At 65.9% G+C, this 22295-nt stretch carries 20 protein-coding genes and 1 tRNA gene; 11 read left to right on the top strand and 10 right to left on the bottom strand.

The window, feature by feature from the left end:
- On the bottom strand, positions 1 to 1005 hold the full coding sequence (locus tag LOC57_RS02660; RefSeq protein ID WP_227912588.1) for an asparaginase: 1005 nt from the start codon (positions 1003 to 1005) through the stop codon (positions 1 to 3).
- Between the two features lie 285 nt (positions 1006 to 1290).
- On the opposite strand from LOC57_RS02660, the gene purD reads away from it, so the two are divergent.
- Both purD and LOC57_RS02650 read left to right on the top strand, forming a co-directional pair.
- The gene (purD, locus tag LOC57_RS02655; RefSeq protein WP_229957905.1) at positions 1291 to 2613 is read left to right on the top strand and encodes a phosphoribosylamine--glycine ligase; all 1323 of its coding nucleotides are present in this window, start codon (positions 1291 to 1293) and stop codon (positions 2611 to 2613) included.
- Positions 2610 to 3518: a phosphoribosylaminoimidazolesuccinocarboxamide synthase gene (locus tag LOC57_RS02650; RefSeq protein WP_229957903.1), complete on the top strand. Its 909-nt coding sequence runs from the start codon at positions 2610 to 2612 to the stop codon at positions 3516 to 3518. Before purD ends, LOC57_RS02650 begins: the two co-directional genes overlap by 4 nt.
- 131 nt (positions 3519 to 3649) lie before the next feature.
- Here the strand turns inward: LOC57_RS02650 and LOC57_RS02645 are convergent.
- From LOC57_RS02645 to LOC57_RS02635, 3 genes are all read right to left on the bottom strand, one after another.
- A tRNA-Pro gene (locus LOC57_RS02645) sits at positions 3650 to 3726 on the bottom strand.
- A gap of 128 nt (positions 3727 to 3854) precedes the next feature.
- Positions 3855 to 4811: a metallophosphoesterase gene (locus tag LOC57_RS02640; RefSeq protein ID WP_229957901.1), complete on the bottom strand. Its 957-nt coding sequence runs from the start codon at positions 4809 to 4811 to the stop codon at positions 3855 to 3857.
- The gene (locus tag LOC57_RS02635) at positions 4811 to 7189 is read right to left on the bottom strand and encodes a transglycosylase domain-containing protein (RefSeq protein ID WP_229957893.1); all 2379 of its coding nucleotides are present in this window, start codon (positions 7187 to 7189) and stop codon (positions 4811 to 4813) included. The genes LOC57_RS02640 and LOC57_RS02635 overlap by 1 nt, the downstream gene beginning before the upstream one ends.
- Before the next feature lie 35 nt (positions 7190 to 7224).
- On the opposite strand from LOC57_RS02635, the gene LOC57_RS02630 reads away from it, so the two are divergent.
- Genes LOC57_RS02630 through LOC57_RS02620 form a run of 3 tightly spaced genes read left to right on the top strand, consistent with a single transcriptional unit; the run spans position 7225 to position 8766 of the window.
- On the top strand, positions 7225 to 7383 hold the full coding sequence (locus tag LOC57_RS02630) for a DUF4177 domain-containing protein (protein ID WP_227912593.1): 159 nt from the start codon (positions 7225 to 7227) through the stop codon (positions 7381 to 7383).
- Entirely contained in the window at positions 7380 to 7862 is a 483-nt protein-coding gene (locus LOC57_RS02625) for a RidA family protein (protein WP_227912594.1), read from the top strand. Before LOC57_RS02630 ends, LOC57_RS02625 begins: the two co-directional genes overlap by 4 nt.
- On the top strand, positions 7855 to 8766 hold the full coding sequence (locus LOC57_RS02620) for an NUDIX hydrolase (RefSeq protein WP_227912595.1): 912 nt from the start codon (positions 7855 to 7857) through the stop codon (positions 8764 to 8766). The genes LOC57_RS02625 and LOC57_RS02620 overlap by 8 nt, the downstream gene beginning before the upstream one ends.
- 87 nt (positions 8767 to 8853) lie before the next feature.
- Here LOC57_RS02620 and LOC57_RS02615 read toward each other — a convergent pair whose 3' ends face one another.
- Entirely contained in the window at positions 8854 to 9531 is a 678-nt protein-coding gene (locus LOC57_RS02615) for a Crp/Fnr family transcriptional regulator (RefSeq protein ID WP_146360700.1), read from the bottom strand.
- A gap of 221 nt (positions 9532 to 9752) precedes the next feature.
- On the opposite strand from LOC57_RS02615, the gene LOC57_RS02610 reads away from it, so the two are divergent.
- Positions 9753 to 10934 (top strand): MarP family serine protease, encoded by a 1182-nt coding sequence (locus LOC57_RS02610; protein WP_229957891.1) that lies wholly within the window; start codon positions 9753 to 9755, stop codon positions 10932 to 10934.
- Between the two features lie 69 nt (positions 10935 to 11003).
- Here the strand turns inward: LOC57_RS02610 and LOC57_RS02605 are convergent, their stop codons facing one another.
- The 4 genes from LOC57_RS02605 to LOC57_RS02590 all read right to left on the bottom strand — a co-directional run bounded on the left by LOC57_RS02605 (position 11004) and on the right by LOC57_RS02590 (position 14450).
- Positions 11004 to 11993 (bottom strand): DUF2332 domain-containing protein, encoded by a 990-nt coding sequence (locus LOC57_RS02605; RefSeq protein ID WP_229957889.1) that lies wholly within the window; start codon positions 11991 to 11993, stop codon positions 11004 to 11006.
- Positions 11986 to 12447, bottom strand: coding sequence for a type II 3-dehydroquinate dehydratase (gene aroQ, locus LOC57_RS02600; RefSeq protein WP_229957887.1), 462 nt, complete (start codon positions 12445 to 12447; stop codon positions 11986 to 11988). Before aroQ ends, LOC57_RS02605 begins: the two co-directional genes overlap by 8 nt.
- A gap of 7 nt (positions 12448 to 12454) precedes the next feature.
- Positions 12455 to 13795, bottom strand: coding sequence for an MFS transporter (locus tag LOC57_RS02595; RefSeq protein WP_229957885.1), 1341 nt, complete (start codon positions 13793 to 13795; stop codon positions 12455 to 12457).
- Positions 13796 to 13859: 64 nt separating this feature from the next.
- Positions 13860 to 14450 carry a TetR/AcrR family transcriptional regulator gene (locus LOC57_RS02590; RefSeq protein ID WP_229957883.1) on the bottom strand — a complete coding sequence of 197 codons (591 nt, stop codon included), beginning with the start codon at positions 14448 to 14450 and terminating at the stop codon, positions 13860 to 13862.
- 104 nt (positions 14451 to 14554) lie between these two features.
- Between LOC57_RS02590 and LOC57_RS02585 the strand changes: the two genes are divergently transcribed.
- Positions 14555 to 14977 carry an organic hydroperoxide resistance protein gene (locus LOC57_RS02585; protein ID WP_227925381.1) on the top strand — a complete coding sequence of 141 codons (423 nt, stop codon included), beginning with the start codon at positions 14555 to 14557 and terminating at the stop codon, positions 14975 to 14977.
- 78 nt (positions 14978 to 15055) lie between these two features.
- Here the strand turns inward: LOC57_RS02585 and acs are convergent, their stop codons facing one another.
- Positions 15056 to 17044 (bottom strand): acetate--CoA ligase, encoded by a 1989-nt coding sequence (gene acs / locus LOC57_RS02580; protein ID WP_229957881.1) that lies wholly within the window; start codon positions 17042 to 17044, stop codon positions 15056 to 15058.
- A gap of 300 nt (positions 17045 to 17344) precedes the next feature.
- On the opposite strand from acs, the gene LOC57_RS02575 reads away from it, so the two are divergent.
- The 4 genes from LOC57_RS02575 to LOC57_RS02560 all read left to right on the top strand — a co-directional run bounded on the left by LOC57_RS02575 (position 17345) and on the right by LOC57_RS02560 (position 22285).
- Complete coding sequence (locus LOC57_RS02575; protein WP_227912603.1) at positions 17345 to 18556, top strand: hypothetical protein; 1212 nt, start codon at positions 17345 to 17347, stop codon at positions 18554 to 18556.
- Between the two features lie 89 nt (positions 18557 to 18645).
- Complete coding sequence (nth, locus tag LOC57_RS02570) at positions 18646 to 19458, top strand: endonuclease III (RefSeq protein ID WP_227912936.1); 813 nt, start codon at positions 18646 to 18648, stop codon at positions 19456 to 19458.
- On the top strand, positions 19455 to 20138 hold the full coding sequence (locus LOC57_RS02565; RefSeq protein WP_227912604.1) for an NUDIX hydrolase: 684 nt from the start codon (positions 19455 to 19457) through the stop codon (positions 20136 to 20138). The genes nth and LOC57_RS02565 overlap by 4 nt, the downstream gene beginning before the upstream one ends.
- Positions 20139 to 20179: 41 nt before the next feature.
- A complete protein-coding gene (locus tag LOC57_RS02560; protein ID WP_229957879.1) occupies positions 20180 to 22285 on the top strand; it encodes an acyltransferase family protein in 2106 nt (701 codons plus the stop codon).
- Positions 22286 to 22295: the final 10 nt, after the last annotated feature.

Raw genomic sequence — 22295 nt, 5'->3', positions numbered from 1 at the left:
CTAGCCCAGCAGTGCGGTGACGGGTGCGCCCAGCCGGAGGCTGCCCACCGGGCGTCCGCCGCCCAGCACCGGCTGCATGATTTTTGCCAGGACCTTCTCCACGGCCAGCGGATCCACCGCGCCGCTGGCAGCGAGCAGCGTCAGGCCCACCAGCGAGGCGGCGCGGGTGCTGCCGTCAAGCATCTTCAGGGCCACCGAGGCGCCCGTCTCGGTGCCCAGCACCAGAACGCCCTCGGCGCCGTTCTTCGCGATGATGCCCAGGTCTTCCATCACAATGGTGTTCTCCCGGCCGTGCCCGTGGACAGCCCACGGGTAGTCCAGCATGGCGGTGGCCACGGTAGCGGCACGGGCGTTGCCGTGTTTGCCGGACGGAGCCTTGGCCAGCCGCCCGATGCCGCGTGCGAGCCCGGTCAGGGACACAGCGGCCAACGGCGCGCCGCAGCCGTCTACGGCCCAGTGCTGCACGGTCTCGCCGGTGAATTCCTCGATCACTTCGGCAATGCGCTGCTGCAGTGGATGCCGGGGATCCAGGTATGTGGCGTGGTCCCAGTTGTTCTCGGTGCAGGCCCACAGGAACGCGGCGTGCTTGCCCGAACAGTTGAAGGCCAGACGCTGCGGCCCCTTGCCCTCCCGGATCAGTTCGTTGCGGGCCTCGGTGTCCTGCGGCCAGTCCTCGGGACACTGCAGGTGGCCTTCGGTGACGCCGGCCGCGGACAGCATCCCGCGCACCACGTCCATGTGCTCGCGAGAGCCCACGTGGCTCGCCGCGGCCAGTGCCACCTGCGCACCGCGCAACGGGACTCCGGCCTGCATGGCGGCCACAGCCTGGAACGGCTTCAGCGTGGAGCGCGGAAAGATGGGGGAAGTGATGTCGCCGAGTTCGGTGACCACGGTCCCGTCGCCGGCCATTACGACGGCGGAGCCGATGTGGCGGGATTCAATGAAACCGTTGCGCTCAAGTACGGCCAGTTCAACGGCGTCGGACGCGGTAAAAGTTGCAGGCATGCCATTCAGTCTAAGCGGGTGCGGAGTCCGCGGGGGGCAAGCCGGCGATGACGGCCCCGGCACCGCCGTCGATCTTGCTGCCCCCCGCCGGTCCGCGGAGTGCGCTGCCTGCGGCGCCTGCCGCAGTTCCACTATCGGACGGGTGCCGGCTACCTGCAATGGTGCCCACGCATGCGGGTACCCGCGAAGAGCAAATAGGTAGCAGGCAGGTGGACTCAGGGGCCGGCGCGTCATGTGGGGGAGTTGCTTTCGGGGGTCCGACGCCAGCAAGTACCCTGAACTACTGTGAAGGTACTCGTTGTTGGCCCAGGCGGCCGCGAACATGCCCTTGTCCGATCCCTCTTAGCCGACCCGTATGTCCGCGAGGTCCACGCAGCCCCCGGCAACGCCGGTATTGCGCAGCTGGTTCCCGTGCACCCCGTGGATGCTGCTGATCCGCAGGCCGTGACGGAGCTCGCGCTCTCCCTCGGCTCAGACCTGGTGGTGATCGGCCCCGAGGCGCCGCTTGCCGCCGGGGTGGCCGACGCCCTGCGGGAGGCCGGTGTCGCGGTCTTCGGCCCCTCCCGCGCCGCTGCGCAGCTGGAAGCATCCAAGGCCTTCGCGAAGCAGGTCATGGCGGCGGCCAACGTCCCCACCGCCATGGCCCGGGTGGCCAAGACGGCGGATGAAGCCGCGGATGCCCTTGACACCTTCGGCGCCCCCTTCGTGGTCAAGGATGACGGGCTGGCCGCAGGCAAAGGCGTGGTGGTGACGGCGGACCGGGATGCCGCACTCGAACATGCCCGGGCCTGCTTCGACGCCGGCGGGAGCGTGGTCATCGAGGAGTTCCTGGACGGTCCCGAAGTGTCCCTTTTTGTCCTCTCGGACGGCCGGCACGTGGTGCCGCTGGCACCCGCCCAGGACTTCAAACGCGTGTTCGACGACGACGCCGGACCCAACACCGGCGGCATGGGCGCCTATTCGCCGCTCGACTGGGCACCTGCCGGGCTCGTCGATGACGTGGTCCACCGGGTTGCCCAGCCCACCATCGATGAAATGGCATCCCGCGGCACCCCCTTTGTGGGCGTCCTGTACTGCGGCCTGGCGCTGACCACCCGCGGGGTGCGGGTCATCGAGTTCAACGCCCGCTTCGGGGACCCGGAAACGCAGGCCGTGCTCGCCCGGCTGAAGACACCGCTGGGCGGACTGCTGATGGCAGCAGCCAAGGGCGAACTGGACGCCATGGAACAGCTCAAGTGGGACCCGCGCCCGGCCGTCGCCGTCGTGGTTGCCGCCGAAAACTATCCGGACGCGCCCCGTACCGGTGACCGGGTGCGCGGCCTGAAGAAGGCCGAACGGCTTGACGGCGTACACGTGCTGCACGCCGGGACACGGCTGAAGAAGGACAAGGTGCGCAGCGCCGGGGGCCGGGTGCTCGCCGTCGTCGGACTGGGGGAGGACCTGGCCGCCGCACGGGAGCGTGCCTACGCGGGAGTGGACCTCATCCGGCTGGAGGGCTCCCAGCACCGCACCGACATTGCGTTGAAGGCCGCGCGGGGGGAAGTGCAGGTGCCCGAGGGCAGTGCCGGCGCCCGGCCGGAAGCAGCCATTGAAGGGGACCTGGCATGAGCGGGCTGGGCTCGGCGCCCGAGCTGCCGGGCTGGCGGCACGTCTATTCCGGGAAGGTCCGCGATCTCTATGTGCCCATCGGCGAGGCGGAGGAAACCGGGGACGGCCGGGTCCTGGTGGTGGCCTCGGACCGGATCAGCGCGTATGACCATGTGCTCTCCAGCATTATCCCGGACAAGGGCCGCATCCTGACCCAGCTGAGCCTGTGGTGGTTCGAGCAGCTGGCCGAGGTGCCCAACCACGTCCTGTCCGCGGACGAGGGCATCCCGGAGGCGGTTGCCGGGCGGGCAATGATCTGCAGGAAGCTGGACATGTACCCGGTGGAATGCATTGCCCGCGGCTACCTGACCGGCTCAGGCCTGGCAGAGTACCGCGCTTCACAGACCGTGTGCGGGCTGCCGCTGCCGGGCGGACTGGTTGACGGATCCCGGATTGCGCCGGCGGTCTTCACGCCGTCCGCCAAGGCCGAACAGGGCGAGCACGACGAGAACATCACCTACGAGGCCGTGGTGGATACAGTGGGTGCCGGGACGGCGGAGCAGCTGAGGTCGCTGACCTTGGACATCTATACCCGGGCCGAGGCCATCGCCCGGGAACGCGGCATCATCCTGGCCGACACCAAAGTGGAGTTTGGCCTGGATCCGGCAACCGGGACAGTCACCCTGGGCGATGAAGTACTGACCCCGGACTCCTCCCGGTTCTGGGACGCGGCCCTGTACGCCCCGGGACAGGCACAGCCCTCCTTCGACAAGCAGTATGTGCGGGACTGGCTTACCTCGCCCGCCTCCGGCTGGGACAAGGCATCGGACACCCCGCCCCCGGCGCTGCCGGACGACGTCGTGGAACGCACCCGCGCCCGCTACGTTGAGGCGTACGAGCGGCTGACGGGCAAAGCGTTCGTGTAGGAGCGTCCGGCCGGCGCCCTGCAGCCGCAGGGCGCCGGCAGCTGCCGCTAAGGCAAGAGAGCCCGCTCACCCATAAAAGTGTCCGCTTAACGCAAAAGGCTCCGGTCAGATTTCTCTGACCGGAGCCTTGCTGGTCGGGGTGACAGGATTTGAACCTGCGACCTCGTCGTCCCGAACGACGCGCGCTACCAAGCTGCGCCACACCCCGTAACCATTGTTTCGAAGGTCTTTGACCACCTCGCGAAGCAACTTTACAAGGATACTAGACAAACCCCGATTCTGCGAAACCGGCCTCCGCTGCCCCCGCCGGAGGCCGGTTTTCCGGGCCTGCGCCGGTCAGGAGTCGCGGGCCGTGAGGGTTAGCAGGACCGCTTCGGGGCGGCAGGCAAACCGCACCGGAGCGAACCGGGAGGTTCCGATGCCTGCGGAGACATTCAGGGGAACCCGGCGTCCCCCGTGGGCCCACGACGTGAGGCCTTTGGCCTGCCAGGTGGGCAGGTCGCAGTTGCTGACGAGGGCGCCGTACCCGGGAATGCACACCTGTCCGCCGTGCGTGTGGCCGGCCAGGATAATGTCGGCTCCACCACCGGTGAACTGGTTGAGCACCCGCTGGTACGGAGCGTGGGCAACGCCGATCTTTACTTCGGGTGCCGGTACCGCCGTACCGCCGGTGCTGTCGGCGTCGTCAAGGTCACGGAAGCCCTGATACCGGTCGCGTTTGAGGTGCGGGTCGTCCACACCGGAGAAGTTCAGGCGCAGACCGGCCAGGTCCATAACGGTGCCGGTATTGGTGAGGTCCCGCCAGCCGGCTTCGCGGAACGCCCCGAAGAGGGAGCCGAACGGAAGTTCGTCCGGGGTCCGCTTGTGCTTGGACGGCCCGGTGAAATAGGTGAACGGGTTTTTCAGCACGGGCGCGTAGTAGTCGTTTGACCCCGGCACAAACACTCCCGGGAACCGCATCACCGGTTTGAGCGCCTCCAGCACCGGAGGCACCGCCTGGAGATGGCTGAGGTTGTCACCGGTGTTCACCACCAGGTCCGGCTCCAGGTCCGCCAGCCCCTGCAGCCAGCGGACCTTGCGGTCCTGGCCGGGAACAAAGTGGATGTCGGAAAGGTGCAGGACCCGCAAGGGCACACTTCCAGCCGGAAGGACCCTGACGATCTCCTCCCGGACGCTGAAGAGGTTGCGTTCAATAAAGCAGCCGTAGGCCAGCGCAGATGCGCCGCTCGCAGCGACGCCCCCGGCCAGCCAAGCCGCTTTCCGTACCGTTGACGCGAGGGGAAAAGCGGACACTAACCGTTCCCTCCGGCGCCGCCGCCACCGCCGCCCGGGTTGCCACCGTTGCCGTTGCCGTTGCCGTTGTTGCCGCCGTCGTTTCCACCACCGTTTCCACCACCGTTTCCACCACCGTTGTTGCCGGTGCCGTCACCCCCGGGAGCAGGAGCAGCAGGTGCAGGAGCAGCGGGCGCAGGAGCAGCGGGCGTGTCCTTGTCAGCCGCGGGGGCTGCCGGAGGAGCCGGGACCGTTGCCTTCGGCTGCCCGCCGCCCATGATGCTGGCAGGCGGAGCGGTGAACGGATTCGCCGTGTACTGTCCGGCAATGCGCTGGATGAAGTTCTTCCACGACGGGCCGGCAATCAACGAACCGTCAATTTCGGGATAGACCCGGCCGCCGATCAGCTTGTCCGACATGGTGGTGTTGTTGGCTTTCCAGTTGCCGATCCATGACGCGGTTGCCATGCCGGTGCTGTAGCCCATGAACCAGGTCTGCGAACGGTAGTCGTTGGTACCGGTTTTGCCGGCTGTGGGGACGCCTACCTGGAGGTTCAGGCCCGAGCCGTTGGTCATAACCCGCTGGGTGGCCACGTTGACGCCCTGGGCAACTTCCTTGCGCATTACCTGCGAGCAGGACTGCTCCGGCACCGGGTACTCGGTGCCGTCGGCACCGGTCACCGATTCAAGGGCGATTGGCTTGCACATAAGACCCTCGGCAGCGAACGTCGCAAAACCGGTGGCCATGGACAGCGGCGAGGCGTCGCCGCCGCCGCCGAAGGTCGACGGCGGGTCCACGGAGAGCATCTCTTCTTTGCCTTCCTCACCCTTGCCGTTGTGGACGCCGGCGGCAAAGGCCATCTGCTGGTACTTGCACAGGTCGATCTCGCGGGCCTCGGCCAGCGTGATGGTGTTGTACGAGTTGGCGAGACCGTCCAGCACAGTGGTGGTCTTGTAGTTCTTGTCGCCGTAGTTGATGGGGGTCCACGGGTCCGTACTGACGTAGGCCCCGCCCTCATAGCAGCTGGCGTTCCAGCGGGTTCCCACGGGGTAGGTCCGCTTGGAGCCGTTCAGGGTGGTGTTCAGGGTCCTGCCCGAATCAAGCCACGCAGCAACGGTGAAGGGCTTGTACGTCGACCCGGGCTGGAAACCGCCCAGGCCGTTGAGGTACTTGGACTTGTCGCCGTCCTGGTAGACGTCCACATTGAAGTTCTGGACCGAGTTGCCGGGCGCAAGTTCGGGCGTGTACCGGGTGTTCTGCGCCATGACCAGGATCTTGCCCGTCCCCGGCTCCACGCTCACCATGGAATGGCCGATCTCGGCGTCGGTGGAATCCGGGTTGGCAGTCTCGTTAATGGCAGTCTGCGCCGCGTTCTGGAACGTGGCGTTCAGGGTGGTCTTGATCTCCAGGCCGCCGCGCTGAAGCAGCTTCTCGCGGTCCTCGGGGGTATCCCCGAAGGCCTGGTCGTTGGTGATCAGCCGGGTGACGTAGTCACAGAAATAAGGGGCCTGGGCAGCACCCACGCAGTTGCTGGAGACCGGGGTCACGTTCAGGTCCAGCCCGGTGGCTACGGCTGCGTCGTGTTCTTCCTGCGTGATGCGGCCGGTTTCCAGCATGCGCTCGAGCACCAGGTTGCGGCGCTCCAGGGAGCGTTCCGGGTTCTGTTCCGGGCTGTAGTACGTGGTGCCGTTGACGACGCCGGCCAGCAGGGCGGCCTGCGGGATGGTCAGGTCCTTGGCGTCAACATTGAAGAAGTACCGTGCCGCCGCCTGGACGCCGTAGGTGGTGCCGCTGAAGGGAACAATATTGAAGTAGCCCTCAAGGATTTCGTCCTTGCTCAGCTCCTTCTCCACCGCAATGGCCAGCTTCATTTCCCGCAGCTTGTCGCCGTAGTCCTTGTTGCCGCTGAAAACGACTTCTTTGTCGTTCTGCCGATTGGTGTCAATGATGACGTTGTTTACGTACTGCTGGGTGATGGTGGAGGCACCGCGCGTGGTGTCGTTGGTGACATTGGAGACCAGTGCGCTGATGATGCCCTGCAGGTCCACGCCGCCGTGCTCGTAGTACCGGTCATCCTCGATGGCCAGGACAGCATTCACCATGTTCGGCGAGACCTGGTCCAGGGTCACCGGCTGGCGGTTCTCGTCATAGAGAGTGGCGATGAGCGAGCCGTCATTGGCATAGATCTTGGAAGGCGTGGCCAGGGCTCCGCGCTGCAGCTCCGAGGGGAGCTGGTCGAAGAACTGAATGGAGCCGGAAGCGGCGGTGCCGGCTGCCGCGGCCGCCGGAACCAGGAGACCGGCTGCCAGGACTCCGCAAAGAGCACTGATGCCGAAGAACGCGACGAGCTTTCCGAGTGTGGTCGCCGTGTCGAAGAACGGTGATTTGCGTGCTGCCATGCGAGACAGTCTACAAGCACGTTACGCTTTCCCTTATGACCAAATGGGAATACTTCATTACACCACTTCCGCTTCACACGCCCGGGCAGGTCCTGAATATGCACGGGGACGAAGGATGGGAGCTGGTGCAGATTGCTGCCGCGCCCAACGGCACGGGTTCCGTTGCCTATATGAAACGCGAAAAAGGCCAGTGAGCGCCGCTGCCGGTGCAGTATCGGCCGTTGAGATCCGGCTGAGGGAGCTGGGCCTGACCCTTCCCGATGTCGCAGCTCCGGTGGCTGCCTATGTCCCGGCGGTTATCACCGGAAGCCTCGTCCATACGTCCGGCCAGCTGCCGTTCGTGGACGGGACGCTTCCGGCAACCGGCAAGGTGGGTGCAGAGGTGGATCCGGCGGACGCCGCGTCGTACGCAGCGATCTGTGCCATCAACGCACTGGCGGCGGTAAAGGCGCAGATCGGTGATCTTGACCGCATCAGCCGCGTCGTGAAAGTTGTCGGTTATGTTGCTTCGGACCCTTCCTTCACCGGCCAGCCAGCCGTTGTGAACGGCGCTTCGGAGCTTCTGGGGAAGGTATTCGGTGCGGCCGGAACCCACGCGCGCTCCGCCGTCGGCGTTGCCGTCCTGCCGCTGGATGCGCCCGTCGAAGTAGAAATGATCGTGGAATTTGCCTAACTCGACTATCCGGCTCTTTCCGGTCGCGCCCGATCAGCGGGTAGCGGCCCAAAGCTGGTTCGAACGCTCCGACCGGACGCCGCGCAAACCGCGCCTGGCCTCCTCGGTGGTGCTGCTGCGGGACTCCCCGCGCGGTACTGAAACGTACCTCTCCTACCGGCGGGGCGAGTCCCCGCTGGGCAAGGTCGCCTTCCCGGGCGGCAGCGTGGAAGAGAACGACGACGCGCAGGCCACCTGGTTCGGGCCTGCGCCCGCCGCCTGGGCCAAGTCGATGGGGATCGACGATTCCCGGCTGGCCCGCCGGCACGTAGTAGCGGCCATCCGGGAACTGTTTGAGGAAACCGGAGTCCTGCTGGCCGGCCCGGATGAAGCCACCCTGCTGGAAAGCAACCGCGGCCCGGAGTGGATGGCGGCCCGCACCGCCATCGCCGCCCAGGACGCCTCTTTCCTGGAACTGCTCGGCAAGCGGGGCCTTGGGCTGCGGACGGACCTGCTGCGTCCGCTCTCCAACTGGCACAGCGCAGACTTTGCCCTGCGCCGTTTCGACACCCGCTACTTCGCCGCCATTGCTCCGGTTGGCCAGGACGCCACACTGCTGGAGGGCAAGGGCGTATGGGCCGGGTGGAAAGCTGCTGCCGACGTGGTCGCCGCACGCGACACCACTGCCCTGGGCGACGAAATCGGGCGTCCGGATACGCAGGGGTTGACCCTTGGCGAACTGGTGGTTCCCGCCGTCGAAATTACCCTTGAAAAGGTCGGTTCGGCACGCGGCTGCATCGCCTACCTGTCCAGCAGGCGGCCCGCTGCGGTCTACCGGCCGGAACTGGTGGAAGTGGACGGCGAACCGCGCCTGGCCGTAAATCCCGGCGGCGCCGCTGAAGGATCTTCTGCGCACGGACGTTGATGCTGCCGGATACAGCAACGGCGCCGGCCCCCATAGGGGTCCGGCGCCGTTGCTGTATCTCCTGCGTTTTAGGGCGTGTCCAACTGCCTAGCGCGAACGCTGCCGCAGCCGCTGGACGTCCAGGATGACGACTGCGCGTGCTTCCAAGCGCAGCCAGCCGCGCTGGACGAACTCAGCCAAGGCCTTGTTCACGGTTTCACGCGAGGCGCCAACCAGCTGGGCCAGTTCTTCCTGCGTCAGCTCGTGGGCTACCAGGATGCCGTCGGTGGCCGGACGGCCGAAGCGGTCCGCCAGATCCAGCAGCGCCTTGGCCACACGGCCCGGAACGTCGGAGAAAACGAGGTCGGCCAGCGACTCGTTGGTGCGGCGCAGGCGGCGTGCCAGGGCCTGGAGCAACTGGACGGAAACCTCGGGGCGGGTCTCGATCAATGCCCGCAGGTTCTCGTGCCGGAGACCGGCAAGCCGGGTCTCCGAGACGGCGGTTGCCGTGGCGTTGCGCGGGGAGGGATCAAACAGTGCCATCTCCCCGAACAGCTCACCCGGGCCGAGGATAGCCAGCAGGTTCTCCCGCCCGTCGGGGGCTGAACGGCCCAGCTTGATTTTTCCGGAGACGATGAAATAGAGCTGGTCGCCCTGATCGCCCTCGCGGAAAACGGAGGCCCCGCGGGAAAGGTCGACCTCAGTGAGCTCTTCGGTCAGAGCGGCGAATACGTCGTCTCCCAGAGAGGCGAACAACGGCGCGCGGCGCAGTACCTCGATATCCATGAAATCTCCTGTAAATAGTGTTCTCTACCTATTATCTTGCCGCACGTCACGCGCCAGTGACACCTGAAGCACGTTTGTTCGCCTATGGATGAGAAAAAGAGAGCAGGCCCACGCACGGCTCCGAAGAAGCGGTAACGGGTTCTTCAGGTTGTACGGATAAACTCGTCAAACGCAGCGGCCAACCCCCGTCGAGCCGCCCGAACCCCCTTTTGGAGCTTTTAGTGCTCGGACTGACACTTCTGGACATCGTCCTGCTCCTTGTCCTGCTTTTTTACCTGGTGGCAGGGCTGCGCAACGGGCTGGTGGTGACTCTGGGAGGAATCGTCGGTTTCGTTGCCGGCGCCGTGGCCGCGTTCTTCGCCATCCCCCTCGTAGCGGGATGGGTGCCGGACAACGGCTGGCGGCTGACAGTGGTGATCGCCACCGCCGTAATCCTTGTCCTGATAGGGCATGCGGCTGGTGCGGCGCTGGGCGGAATGATCCGGCGGTGGCTGAATTTCCCGCCTCTTCGGGTCCTGGACCGGCTGCTTGGCGGGGCCGCGAACCTGGTTGTTGCGGCCCTGGTGATGGCCATGCTGGCCTTCAGCGTCACGACGCTTGGCGTGCCGTACCTATCCCAGCAGATTGCCGGATCCAAGGTGCTCAATGCGATTGATGACGGCACTCCTGAACAGGTCAAGACGTGGAGTGCGCAGATCCGTTCCTTTACGGTCTCCGAGGGATTGCCGACCATTCTGGACAGTGCGGCGCCGCAAACGGCGGTGCCGCCCAGCGCGGAAGTCAGCTCGGCAGCACTGGAAAAGGCTTCGGCTTCCGTGCTGAAGATCACAGGCACGGCCTACCAGTGCGGGCAGAACCAGACGGGATCCGGGTTTGTGGTGGCGGATGACCGGGTGGTCACCAATGCCCACGTGGTGGCCGGCGTCAACGAGCCGGTAGTGGAAGTTCCCGACGGGTCCGTCCTGCCGGCCAGGGTGGTGTACTTCGACGCGGCCCGCGACCTCGCCGTGCTCGCCGTGGATGACTTGGACGCGGCGCCCATCCCGGTAGGCGCCCCGCTGCCGGACGGTACTACGGCCGCCTTCGCCGGTTACCCCGCCGGCGGGCCCTTCCGGCTCCAGGCAGCGAGTGTCGAAGGGCTTTCCGAGGTGGCCGTGCGTGACATCTACGGCACCTCACCGGAGGTGCTGGAGGTCTACACGCTGGCAGCGAACGTCCAGCAGGGCAATTCCGGCGGACCGCTGCTGGACGTTGACGGGCAGGTGGCGGGAGTCATTTTCGCCAAAACCACCGGGGACCAGCCCATCGGCTACGCCTTGTCCCTTGCCGAGGTGGGCCCGGTCATTGAGGACGCCCCCGGCTTCAGCAAGGCGGTTTCCGCCGGGTCCTGCACCGCCAAGTAGCGGCGGCCCCAACCGAACGCCACGCGCATAACAGAGCCGCAGGCTAACCGCGCCCTCCGGCCGTGCCGGTCACAGCCAGTCCAGGGACTGGCCGTGCGGGCCGGTCCGCGCCACCGGCGTGCCGTTGTGGTGCAGCACAAACAAACCCGGATCCGCGGAACCGGGCGGAGCGGAAAGTCCCGGCACCACGCCCAGGCCCTCATTGGAGAGCCAGTGCACCGGCCGGCCGGGAACGCCGAGGCAGCTGAAAATGGTGTCGCGGAAAATTTCCCGGTCGCCCTCCGGCAGGTAGGCCAGGACCGCTGTGTGGAAAACAACGACGGCGGCCTCGGCCGGCGCAGCCTCAATCAGTCCGGCAATCTCGGCATTCAAGTCGCCGCGCACAATCCGGGCAGGGGAGTGGGCCGCTGCTTCGGCCGCAACCCCCAGCAGCCGGCGGCGTTCATCCATGCCCGGCCAGATCAGGGCGTCCAGCCAAGCGAGGTCGGCCGGATCGGCCGGGTCCAGGGGATTAAGGTCCACTCCGGACCGGTGAATGATGTTCGGCACCGACGACGGCAGCGGGGGATTGCCAGTGGTCCGGCACGCCAGTACCCAGTTGTCCCGGCCCTGACCGTTGATGACGGCGCCGTCGTCGTACCGGTAGGCGTATCGGTCCGGATACAGGCACAAACCCGCGGACGCACCAACCTCGATCAACGCCAGCGGGCGTCCCTCGTCCCGGGCGATCCGTGCCAGCGACGGCAAGAGGACGGCGCAGCGGCGCGGCTCGTTGGTCTGCGTGCTGCGCCGCAGGATCACGTCGCGGATACCGTCCCAGTCCTGGAGCAGGAAAGCGCGGAACCCGCTGTAAGTGCCGGCTTCCGCGCCCCGGCTGCGGGCAGCGGCCAGCACGAGGTTGGGTTGGCGCTTGTCCCGGGGAAGCCCGTCAATCAGGTCCAGCACCTTGGCGTCCCGGCTGATTTCCTCACACCACTGCTCGTAGACTTCCGAGGCGCCGCGGGCCTCGTAGCGGGCGAAGCGCGCATACCGCTGCGCCGTTGACGGGGCCTCAGCCACGCTCCGGCTCCAGCGACTCCGCCAGGTACTCCACAGCCATGCGGTAGCCGCTGATACCGGCGCCGCAGATCACCACGGAGGCTACCGCGGAGACGAAGGAGTGGTGCCGGAATTCCTCGCGACGGTGGATGTTGCTGAGATGTACCTCCACCACGGGAAGTTCCACGGCGGAGAGGGCGTCCGCGATGGCTACCGAAGTGTGGCTGTAGGCCGCGGGATTAAAGACGATGCCCGCAGCTGTGCCCCGTGCTGCGTGGATGGCATCGATCAGGTCGCCCTCATGGTTGGACTGCACACAGTCCACGCTCCAGCCTCGGGAGGAGGCTGCAGCCATGGCCGCAGCCTCCACATCCGCCAGCGTGGAGGTCCCGTAGATTCCAGGTTCACGGGTGCCCAGGAGATTCAGGTTGGGGCCGTTGAGGACCAGGATGTTGCGTGTGCCGGCAGTAGTCATGGCTTAACTATGCCGGAGCGGATCCTGTCTTCTGCGGCGCAGCAGCCGTGTTGTGCTGCGTCATGTGACGCGCCGCCAGCGCGCCCGCGATGGTGATCAGGGACATCAGCGCCAGTACGACGCCGGGGTGCCACCAGGCGGCGCCGGTTGCATTGGAGAATACCTGGGTGACGGAGGGGGTGAAGCCGGAGAGGATGCCGGCAATGCTGTAGGCGAGGGACAGGGCCGTGAAGCCGGTCCGGGCCGGGAACAGGTCGGCCATCAGTCCGCCCAGTGCGGCCCAGGCCGCCGTTGGAGCTATCCCGCCGATCAGGATGGTCAGGATGTAGACCGGGGTGTTGGCGTTGCTGATGATGAAGTACAGCGGGAAGGAGATCACCAAGGTGGCAACGGCACCGGCCAGGACCATCCGGGCGGAGCCGATGCGGTTGGCCAGGAAGCCGAAGGCCGGGATGGTAGCCAGCTGGAGCACCGATCCGACCAGCGCAGCGTTCAGGACGGTGGACTCCGACAGTCCCAGGATCTTGGTTCCGTAGGACTGGGTGTAGGTAGTCATCAGGAAGTAGGAGCCGATGCCCAGGAGGGCGGCCGCAGCAGCGACCAGCACTGCTGCCCACTGGCTGCGCAGTACCTCGAGGAGCGGGACCCGGGTTACCTGGTGTGCCTTCTCGACGCCCTTGAACACGGGGGTCTCGTCAATGGCCAGGCGCAGGTACAGGGCAATGCCCATAAAGGGGAAGGCCAGCAGGAAGGGAATGCGCCATACCCCGGCCTCCATGGCATCGTCCGGGACCTGCGTCAGCAGCAGGAAGATGCCGGTAACCAGGATGGTCCCCACCGGAGAGCCGATCTGGGGAATGGCCGCGTAAAGGGCGCGCTTGCGCGGAGCGGCATGTTCGGTGGCGATCAGGATAGACCCGCCCCACTCGCCGCCCACGGCCAGGCCCTGCAGCAGGCGCAGCAGCACCAGCAGCAGCGGCGCCCAGATGCCGATGGTGTTGTAGTCCGGCAGCAGGCCAACCGCACCGGTGGCAACACCCATCAGGATGATGGTCCAAATCAGCGAGGTCTTGCGCCCCACCCGGTCTCCGATGTGCCCGAAGAGGATGGCGCCCACCGGCCGGGCAATAAAGCCCATGCCCAGGGACAGGAAGGACAGCAGGACGCCTGTTGCTGCATCCACTTCCGGGAAGAAAATCCGGTTCAGGATCAGTGCGGCCGCGGTGCCGAAGACATAGAAGTCATAGGACTCCAGGGCCGTGCCGATAAAGGACGCCCCCGCTACCTTGCGGGCCATCTTGGAAGAGTGTGGTCCGGCAGGTGCGGCCGGTGCGAGTGAAGTAGACACGAGAAGGAATTCTCCTATCCGGCGCCGCTTTTCCCAAGCCCGTGAGGCGAAGGTCACATCGGCGTCAGGCCTGGGCCGCGGGTTTGGGTTTTCCCGCGGTGATCCGGGGCAGGACCAGCGCCTCGCCGGCTGCCGCCAGTGCGGGCCCGACGGCGGTTCCGTCCTCCACATATCCGTGCACCATGGCGCCGTCGCGCAGCATCAGCAACTGGTCGGCCAGGCTGTCCGCCTCCTGCACGCCGAGCAGGCGCAGCCGGCCGGCCACAAGTGAATGCAGCCAGGCGCGGTGCCCTGTAATGACCATGCGGACGGGATGCTCCGGGTTCGGGTACTCAGCCGCGGCATTGATGAAAGGGCACCCGCGGAAGCCGGGGGTGCAGGCCTCGGTTCCCATCACTTCTGCCAGCTGGCGCAGGCCCGTGCAGGGGTCCGGGTCAAGGGCTGCGGCCCGCTCCTGCATTCCTGCGGACTGCTCCTGCAGGTATGCCACCACCAGATCATCCTTGGAACGGAAATACCGGTAGAAAGTCACTTTGGTGGTGCCTGCAGCAGCAATGATCTTGTCCGCGCTCACGGCCCGCACACCCTCGGTGTAGAACAGGCTCGAAGCACTGCCCAGGATCCGCTCGCGTACCCCTGACGGTTGCGTGCCCATTGCTTTCCCCTCTTCCTTCACGGTATTCGGTCTGCATTACTTGCGGTAGACGTACTAGTTAGTCTACCTTGATCCTACAGACTTTCCCCACATAAGGAGTTCCCATGAGTGCTTTGTACACAGCTGCTGCCACCGCTACCGGCGACGGACGCAACGGAGAAGCCCGCACCAGCGACGGCAAGCTGGAGGTCAACCTCTCCACCCCCACCGAGATGGGCGGCTCCGGCGAGGGAACCAACCCCGAACAGCTCTTCGCCACGGGATACGCCGCATGCTTCCTGTCCGCGCTGAAGATGATTGCACGCGCGGAGAAGGCCCCCATTGCAGATGCTGCCGTCACGGCCGACGTCAGCATCTACAAGCAGGAAGAAGGCGGCTTCAAGCTCGGCGTCGCACTGCACGTGGAAATGTCCGGCGTGGACGAGGCAACCGCGGACAAACTGGTCCAGGCAGCCCACCAGGTCTGCCCCTACTCCAATGCCACGCGGGGCAATATCGAGGTGGAGCTCGACGTCACCGTCGGCTAGTCCAACCCGCTCCTCAACACAGCAGGTGCCCGCCCCGGTCAGGGGAGGGCACCTGCTGTGTTTTGCCGTCGGCAGGGCTTACCTGCGCAGGGACTCGGCGATCTGCTGCATCACAGTGTTATCCGCCAGCGTGCTGGAATCGCCGGCTTCGCGTCCTTCGGCCACATCCTTGAGCAGGCGGCGCATGATTTTGCCGCTGCGGGTCTTGGGCAGTTCGGGAACCACCAGGATGTGCCGCGGCTTGGCGATCGGCCCGATTTCCTTGCCCACGTGGTTGCGCAGAGTGGTGACAATGTCGTCGTCGTCCTTGGCGCTGCCGCGCAGAATAACAAAGGCGACCACCGCCTCACCCGTGGTGTCATCCGCCGCACCGACGACGGCGGCCTCGGCTACCGAGGGGTGGCTCACCAGGGCGGATTCGATCTCCGTGGTGGAGAGCCGGTGCCCGGAAACGTTCATCACGTCATCGACCCGGCCCAGCAGCCAGATGTCGCCGTCCTCGTCCTTCTTCGCGCCGTCACCCGCGAAATACATGTTGTCGAACCGGGACCAGTAGGTCTCCTTGAACCGTTCCGGGTCTCCCCAGATGCCGCGCAGCATGGCCGGCCACGGCTCCTTGATGACCAGGAAGCCACCGGATCCGTTGGGCACCGGCTTCCCCATTTCATCCACCACGTCCACCGAGATGCCCGGCACGGCTACCTGCGCGGAGCCCGGCTTGGTGGCCGTGACGCCGGGCATGGGTGCGATCATGTGCGCCCCGGTTTCGGTCTGCCACCAGGTATCCACGATAGGCGCCGGGTTTTCCTTTTTGCCGCCGTTGGCGCCGATGACCTGCCGGTACCACATCCATGCTTCGGGGTTGATGGGTTCGCCCACCGATCCCAGCACCCGGATGGAATCCAGGTTGTACTTCTGCGGAATATCCCGGCCCCACTTCATGCAGGTACGGATGGCGGTGGGGGCGGTGTACAGGATGGATACCTTGTACTTCTCCACCAGTTCCCACCAGCGGCCCTGGTGCGGCGTGTCCGGTGTGCCCTCGTACATCAGCTGGGTGGCGCCGTTGATCAGCGGAGCGTAAGCCACGTAGCTGTGGCCGGTGACCCAGCCGATGTCCGCGGTGCACCAGTACACGTCCGTTTCCGGGTGCAGATCAAAGGTGTTGAGGTGGGTGAAGGCGGTCTGCGTGAGGAACCCGCCGGTGGTGTGAAGGATGCCCTTGGGTTTCCCCGTGGTGCCGGAGGTGTACAGGATGAACAGTGGATGCTCGGAGTCATGCGCCACTGCGGTGTGCTCGGTATCCGCGGTGTCCACGACGTCGTGCCACCACTGGTCCAGGCCGTCGTTCCACTGCACCGGCTCTGCGTTGCGGCGGACCACCACTACGTTTTCCACCGTATGGCCCGGCCTTCCGAGGGCTTCGTCAACGGCGCCCTTGAGCATGCTGGGCTTGCCCCGGCGGTAGGAGCCGTCGGCAGTCACCACAAGCTTGGCTTCCGCGTCATCGATCCGGCTCCGCAGGGCGTCAGCGGAGAAACCTCCGAACACCACTGAATGCACCGCGCCGATCCGCGCGCAGGCCAGCATGGTGATGACTGCTTCCGGAATCATCGGGAGATAGACGGCCACCCGGTCGCCCTTGGCCACGCCGAGGGACTCGAAGGCGTTGGCCGCTTTCTTCACTTCTTCGGTCAGCTGGGCGTACGTGTAGGTCCGGGTATCGCCGGGCTCACCCTCGAAATAGATGGCAACACGCTCACCCCGGCCTTCTTCCACATGCCGGTCCAGGGCGTTGTATGCGGCGTTGAGCTCTCCGCCTACGAACCACTTGGCGAAGGGGGCATCACTGAAGTCCAGTGCCTGGGCGAAATCCTTGTCCCAGGACAGCAATTCGCGTGCCTGCCGGGCCCAGAAGGCGGGTCCGTCCGCTGCTGCTTCCTCGTAGAGGGACGGCTGGGCCACCGCAGACGCAGCAAATTCGGCACTCGGCGGGAAGCTCCGGCGTTCGTGCAGAAGGTTCTCGAAGGCGTCACCGTGCTTCTTCGCAGGGGACTGATCAGACATGTTTGAACCCTTTCACTTCGCAGAAATCCAGCACCAGGGGAATGGTGCCGGCTGCCATCCACACTATCGCCGGTTTCGAAGGGCTGTGTCCGGGCTCACACAAACAGTTTCAAAACGGCGTGAAAATGCGGTGAGCGGTATGTCACTGCCCCGGGGCGCGCCGCCACTCGGCTAGTCTGCCTCGCCGTCGTTGATTAGGCTGAGGGAAGGAAGCAACCGCCTTTGTACCGTAAATGCGGCCTACCGTTCCCGGCGGCCCGTCCACCGGTGCTGCGGTGGTGGTCGTGAATGGAGATCAGTATGAACAACCCCCCTGTTGAGAATGAGACCCGCGGCATGGCCGACGCTTCGCACACCGACGGGCCGTCCACGGCCGCGGGAGGGCGGGCACGTCCCGGTACCGCCGATGCCGGGGGCCAGGAAGCACTGTTCGGCCCGTTCAGCCTGCGTGACACCGTAGTGGGCGGATCTGTCCTGGTGATGCTCGTGGGCAGCATCCTCCCGTTCTTTACCGTCAGCTCACTCAGGTTCGAAGAGGACTTCAACCTCTGGAACGGGTTCTCCCTTTTCTTCCTGGGTATCGGCATCCTGCTGCCGCTGGTCGTTGCCGGACTTTTCGCCGGCCGCCGGCTTGCTCCGGGCACAAAGCCCCGGGTCGGTTCGCTGTCCCTGGACCAGTTCGCCTCCGTGGTTGCTGTTTTGGCGCTCGCCTTCTTCTTTATCCAGACCGTTACCGATTTCGCCGTCGGTCCGCTGATCGCCCTCATCGGCTCCCTGGGCCTGGTGGCCGCGACCACACTCGCTCCGCACCTGCCGTTCTTCGCCAAGGAGTTCGAAGGCCGTCCCGAGCGCACCGCGGCCCCCATGGCACGTGAAGCGCTGCCGCTTCGCGCCCGCCCGGCACGGCCCAAGGCTGAAGCCCCCGCAGCACGCCGGTTCACCAACCCCATCCGCCGCAGCGACGCCGGAACCGGCCAGGCCGGTGCAGCGCACCAAGCCGAAGCCCAGCAGGGCCCTGCTGTTGCGGCCGGAGGAGGGGTTGTCGCAGGTGCCGCCGCTGGCGCTTCCGCCGCGGCGCCGCAGACCGCACGCCCCGCCGACGGCGTCCAGGCCGCCCAGGATGCGCACCCGGCCGCCCAGGCTCCAACCCCGGAAAGCAGCCGGCAGGAACCCTTGGCCGCCACCACGGTGAACCCGGTGGTTCGCGAGAGCGAAAACCCCGCCGCTGAAAATCCCGCTGCCGGAGCTGCCGCGGACGAGCCCGCTGAGCCCATCACCGCTACCCGCGACGAGTCCGAAGCCGTGGTGGAAGCGTTCTGGTTCGCTGTGGGAACCCCCCGCCAGATTGTTGACGAACGCACAGGACTGCCCCTGTTCATGTTCCACCCCGGTGACTGGGAACTGGGACTGGAAGACCGCGGCGATGAATTCCTTGTCCAGGACAAGCGCACCGGCCGCATCGGCGTGCTGCGCGACCTGAGCAACATCGAGCGGGTGGACGCGGACCAGTAAACCCTCCTCCGGCGTAAAAGCGCCGGAGGCCGGCCCGCAGTTTCGGCACTTACGGCAGCGGCAAATCCGACGCCGGATACAAAGCGCAGATAGAAGGACAAGCATTGGCGAAAGCAACCGGCAGCGATCCGTCCCTCCTTGCAACCAAGCGGAGGGCGCGGCGAATTAACCGGCTGCTGGGAGAGCTGTACCCGTATGCCGTTGCCGAACTGGACTTCACTAACGCGTTCGAGCTGCTGGTAGCCACCGTGCTCTCGGCCCAGACCACCGACATCCGCGTGAACGCAGTCACACCCGTCCTGTTTGCCCGGTACCCGGATGCCCGGGCACTGGCGGAGGCAGATGAAGCCGAGCTGCAGGAAATCATCCGCCCCACCGGCTTTTTCCGGGCCAAGTCGGCCAGCGTCAAGGCGCTTTCCACCAAGCTGGTGGATGAGTTCAACGGCCAGGTCCCGGACCGGCTGGAGGACCTGGTGACCCTGCCGGGAGTGGGCCGAAAGACCGCCAATGTAGTGCTCGGTAACGCTTTCGGTGTCCCGGGGATCACGGTGGACACCCACTTCGGGCGCCTGGCCCGCCGGTTCGGCTGGACCACTTCCAAAGACCCCGTCAAGGTGGAAGAGGACGTTGCCGCTCTCTTTGAGCCCAAGGACTGGACGCCGCTCTCCAACCGGGTGGTCTTCCACGGACGGCGGGTGTGCCATGCCAAGAAGCCCGCCTGCGGTGCCTGCGCCGTCGCGCAGCTCTGCCCGTCCTACGGCGAAGGCGAGACGGACCCGGAGAAGGCCCGCAAACTGCTGAAATACGAATTGGCGCCCGGACGCGAGGAACTGCATGCCCGCATGATGGCGGCCGAGACCCGTGCCCAGCTGCGGGCCGCTGGCTTCGGGCTCGAAGCATGAGTGCACGCGGGGACCTCGAGGCGCTGGCCGCTGCGGTAGCCGCCGGGAAAACGTCCTTCAACGCGGACATGGACCTGCTGCGGCGCAGTGTGGACCCTGCCACGGCACGCCCGGCTGCCGTGCTGATCCTTTTCGGGGTCCTCGATGACAGGCCTGCGGACTTCTCCGCCGACGCCGTTCCGGACGATTTGGACGTACTGCTGATTGAGCGGGCGGCTACACTCAGCGACCATCCGGGGCAGGTGGCTTTCCCGGGCGGCTCCGTGGACGCTGCCGACGCCACCGCGGTGGATGCCGCGCTGCGCGAAGCGGAGGAAGAAACCGGGCTGGATCCGGCCGGCGTCCGCGTACTCGGCGAGCTCCCTGCCATCGGGTTGCCGGTCAGCAACTTCCTGGTCAGCCCCGTCCTGGGTTGGTGGGACAAACCCACCCCGGTGGATGTGGTGGACTACGGGGAATCTGCGTCGGTTTTCCGGGTACCTGTCGCTGACCTGCTCAATCCGGAAAACCGGCGCACGGCCGTCCTCCCGGGCCGCAAGGGTGCGCCCCGCACTCCCGCGTTCCTGGTCGGCGGGGTGCTGGTCTGGGGATTCACCGGTATCATCCTCTCCAGCGTGCTGGACGAATTGGGATGGACGCAGCCCTGGGACGAAACCCGGGAGGTTGTCCCCTCTCTGTAGCGCGGATTCCCGAAGCAACGGACTGTTACAGGGGGAAACCATTGGTTGTCAGTACTTCAAGCGCCGGGCTGACCCCCGCAGCCAAGGCAGCACCGGCCGTGAAGAGCCGCTTCCGTACTGACATCCAGGCGATGCGTGCCCTTGCGGTGGGGCTGGTAGTGATGAACCACCTGTGGCCGCTTCGGCTGCCCGGCGGCTACGTCGGAGTGGACGTCTTCTTCGTCATTTCAGGCTTCCTGATCAGTTCGCACCTGGTGCGGGAGATCGAGGCCACCGGGCGGGTCGGCCTCCGGGTTTTCTATGCCCGCAGGGCCCGCCGCTTGTTCCCCGCGGCCTTCCTTGTCTTGGCTGCCTCGATGCTGCTGGTACTGCTTTTCCTGCCCTATCCCCTCTGGATGGCAACGGCGCAGGAGATCCTGGCCAGCGTTTTCTACGGTGAGAACTGGCTGCTGGCGGCCAAAAGCGTGGACTACTCCGCGATGACCGAATCGGCTTCCGCAGTGCAGCACTACTGGTCCCTCTCGGTGGAAGAGCAGTTCTACCTGCTGTGGCCGTTGGCGCTTATGTTGTTCGCGTTCCTGGCCCGTCGCCGCGGTCGGTCGGTCCGGCGAACGCTGCTGAGTGCAGTCTTGGCGATAGCAGTACTGTTCCTCGCCTACAGCATCTATGTCACGGCCAGCTCCCCGGAGCAGGCGTATTTCGTGACGCCTGCCCGCGTTTGGGAGTTCGCCATAGGCGCCGCGGTAGGTCTGGCAGCGCTGCAGTTGAAGTCCCTCGCGCTTCGCAACGTACTGGCCATTGCCGGTTTCGGGCTCATTCTGGCCAGTGCCCTGACCTTTGGCGGAGAGACGCCCTTTCCCGGGTGGACCGCCCTGGTCCCGGTCCTGGGGTCAGCCCTGGTCATACTCGCCGGAAACGGTCAGCGCCGGCTGGTTCATGATCGCCTGACCGCATTACCCCCGGTGCAGTTTGTGGGAAAGATTTCATACTCCCTGTACCTGTGGCATTGGCCGCTGATCGTGGCGGCACCCTATGTTTTGGGTGTGGTCCCCACCGCGCCGTACAAGGTTGCAGTCCTGGCAGCAGCGGTCCTCTTGGCCTGGCTGACCAAGCGCTGGCTCGAGGACGCCTGGATCAACCCCCGTGGCCGGCACTCGGGCCGGGCCATGGGGTTCCGCGCTCCTGTTGCCGGCATGGCAGCGGTATCGGTGGCTGCTGTCCTTCTGGGAGCAGTCGGAACTGCCAAGGAAGAGCACGCCCTGGACTTGGCGGAGGCTGGGGCGTCCGGCCCGTGCTACGGCATCGCGGCTTTGGAGAACCGGGAGTGCGGCGACCCGTATGCCGTTCCGGTTGGCCTTCCGCACATGGGCAAGGCCAATGAGTACTGGACAATGCCCGAGGTCTGTGCGGAGGCGAAAGACGAACTGCTTGAAGGCGGTGAGCCGGCGGTGTGCGACTTTTCCGGCGGAAACCCGGAGGCCCAGAACGTGTGGCTGGTCGGGGACTCGCACGCCCAGCACTGGCAGGAGCCTGTCCTGACGCTCGCCAAAGAGCGCGGGTGGAAGGTCAGCCTCAGTTATCTTGGTGCGTGTCCGCTGCTCGATGCCCCCATTGAGTCCTTTGAAGGCAAGGGATCACATCCGGATCACGTCGAGGCGTGCCGGCACTGGGGCCGGGTGGTAACGGATGCTATTGAAGCGGACTCCCCGGACAAGGTCTTTGTCAGCATGTTTGTAGGCGGGGAAATCGTTAACGACGGGACCGGAGAACCGCAGGGCGAGCAATACATCAATGCCCTCACACGGGACTGGAAGCGCTGGACGGACGCCGGGATCATGGTTGTTCCACTCGTGGACCCGCCCCTGAACGGGATGGTGCGTGATCCCGAATGCCTTTCCCTGAACGCATCCTCGCCGCAGGAATGTGCCGTTCCCCGGGAGACGGCAGTGGGGCCTGACTTCTTCCTTCAGGCCGCTGAGCGGATGGGAACGGACAAGGTTCGGGCAGTGGACCTGACCGAATACTTCTGCGACCTGCACAGTTGCTATTCGGCGGTGGGCGGCGTAGCCGTGTACTACGACGCGAACCACGTGAACGCACAGTTCTCGCGGCAGCTGGCGCCCAAAATAGCGGCCGTGGTGGATTAACCCGGGCCGC

Source organism: Arthrobacter sp. zg-Y750, from assembly GCF_020907365.1.
In the GTDB taxonomy this organism is placed as follows: domain Bacteria; phylum Actinomycetota; class Actinomycetes; order Actinomycetales; family Micrococcaceae; genus Arthrobacter_B.
This window is presented reverse-complemented; position numbering and strand designations above follow the sequence as displayed.

Bases quoted from the DNA above. Each gene is read 5' to 3' on its own strand.
- acs (WP_229957881.1), bottom strand. From the start codon at position 17,044: ATGTCTGATCAGTCCCCTGCGAAGAAGCACGGTGACGCCTTCGAGAAC.
- LOC57_RS02635 (WP_229957893.1), bottom strand. From the start codon at position 7,189: ATGGCAGCACGCAAATCACCGTTCTTCGACACGGCGACCACACTCGGA.
- LOC57_RS02630 (WP_227912593.1), top strand. From the start codon at position 7,225: ATGACCAAATGGGAATACTTCATTACACCACTTCCGCTTCACACGCCC.
- LOC57_RS02575 (WP_227912603.1), top strand. From the start codon at position 17,345: ATGAACAACCCCCCTGTTGAGAATGAGACCCGCGGCATGGCCGACGCT.
- LOC57_RS02660 (WP_227912588.1), bottom strand. From the start codon at position 1,005: ATGCCTGCAACTTTTACCGCGTCCGACGCCGTTGAACTGGCCGTACTT.
- LOC57_RS02565 (WP_227912604.1), top strand. From the start codon at position 19,455: ATGAGTGCACGCGGGGACCTCGAGGCGCTGGCCGCTGCGGTAGCCGCC.
- LOC57_RS02590 (WP_229957883.1), bottom strand. From the start codon at position 14,450: ATGGGCACGCAACCGTCAGGGGTACGCGAGCGGATCCTGGGCAGTGCT.
- LOC57_RS02615 (WP_146360700.1), bottom strand. From the start codon at position 9,531: ATGGATATCGAGGTACTGCGCCGCGCGCCGTTGTTCGCCTCTCTGGGA.
- LOC57_RS02650 (WP_229957903.1), top strand. From the start codon at position 2,610: ATGAGCGGGCTGGGCTCGGCGCCCGAGCTGCCGGGCTGGCGGCACGTC.
- LOC57_RS02585 (WP_227925381.1), top strand. From the start codon at position 14,555: ATGAGTGCTTTGTACACAGCTGCTGCCACCGCTACCGGCGACGGACGC.
- aroQ (WP_229957887.1), bottom strand. From the start codon at position 12,447: ATGACTACTGCCGGCACACGCAACATCCTGGTCCTCAACGGCCCCAAC.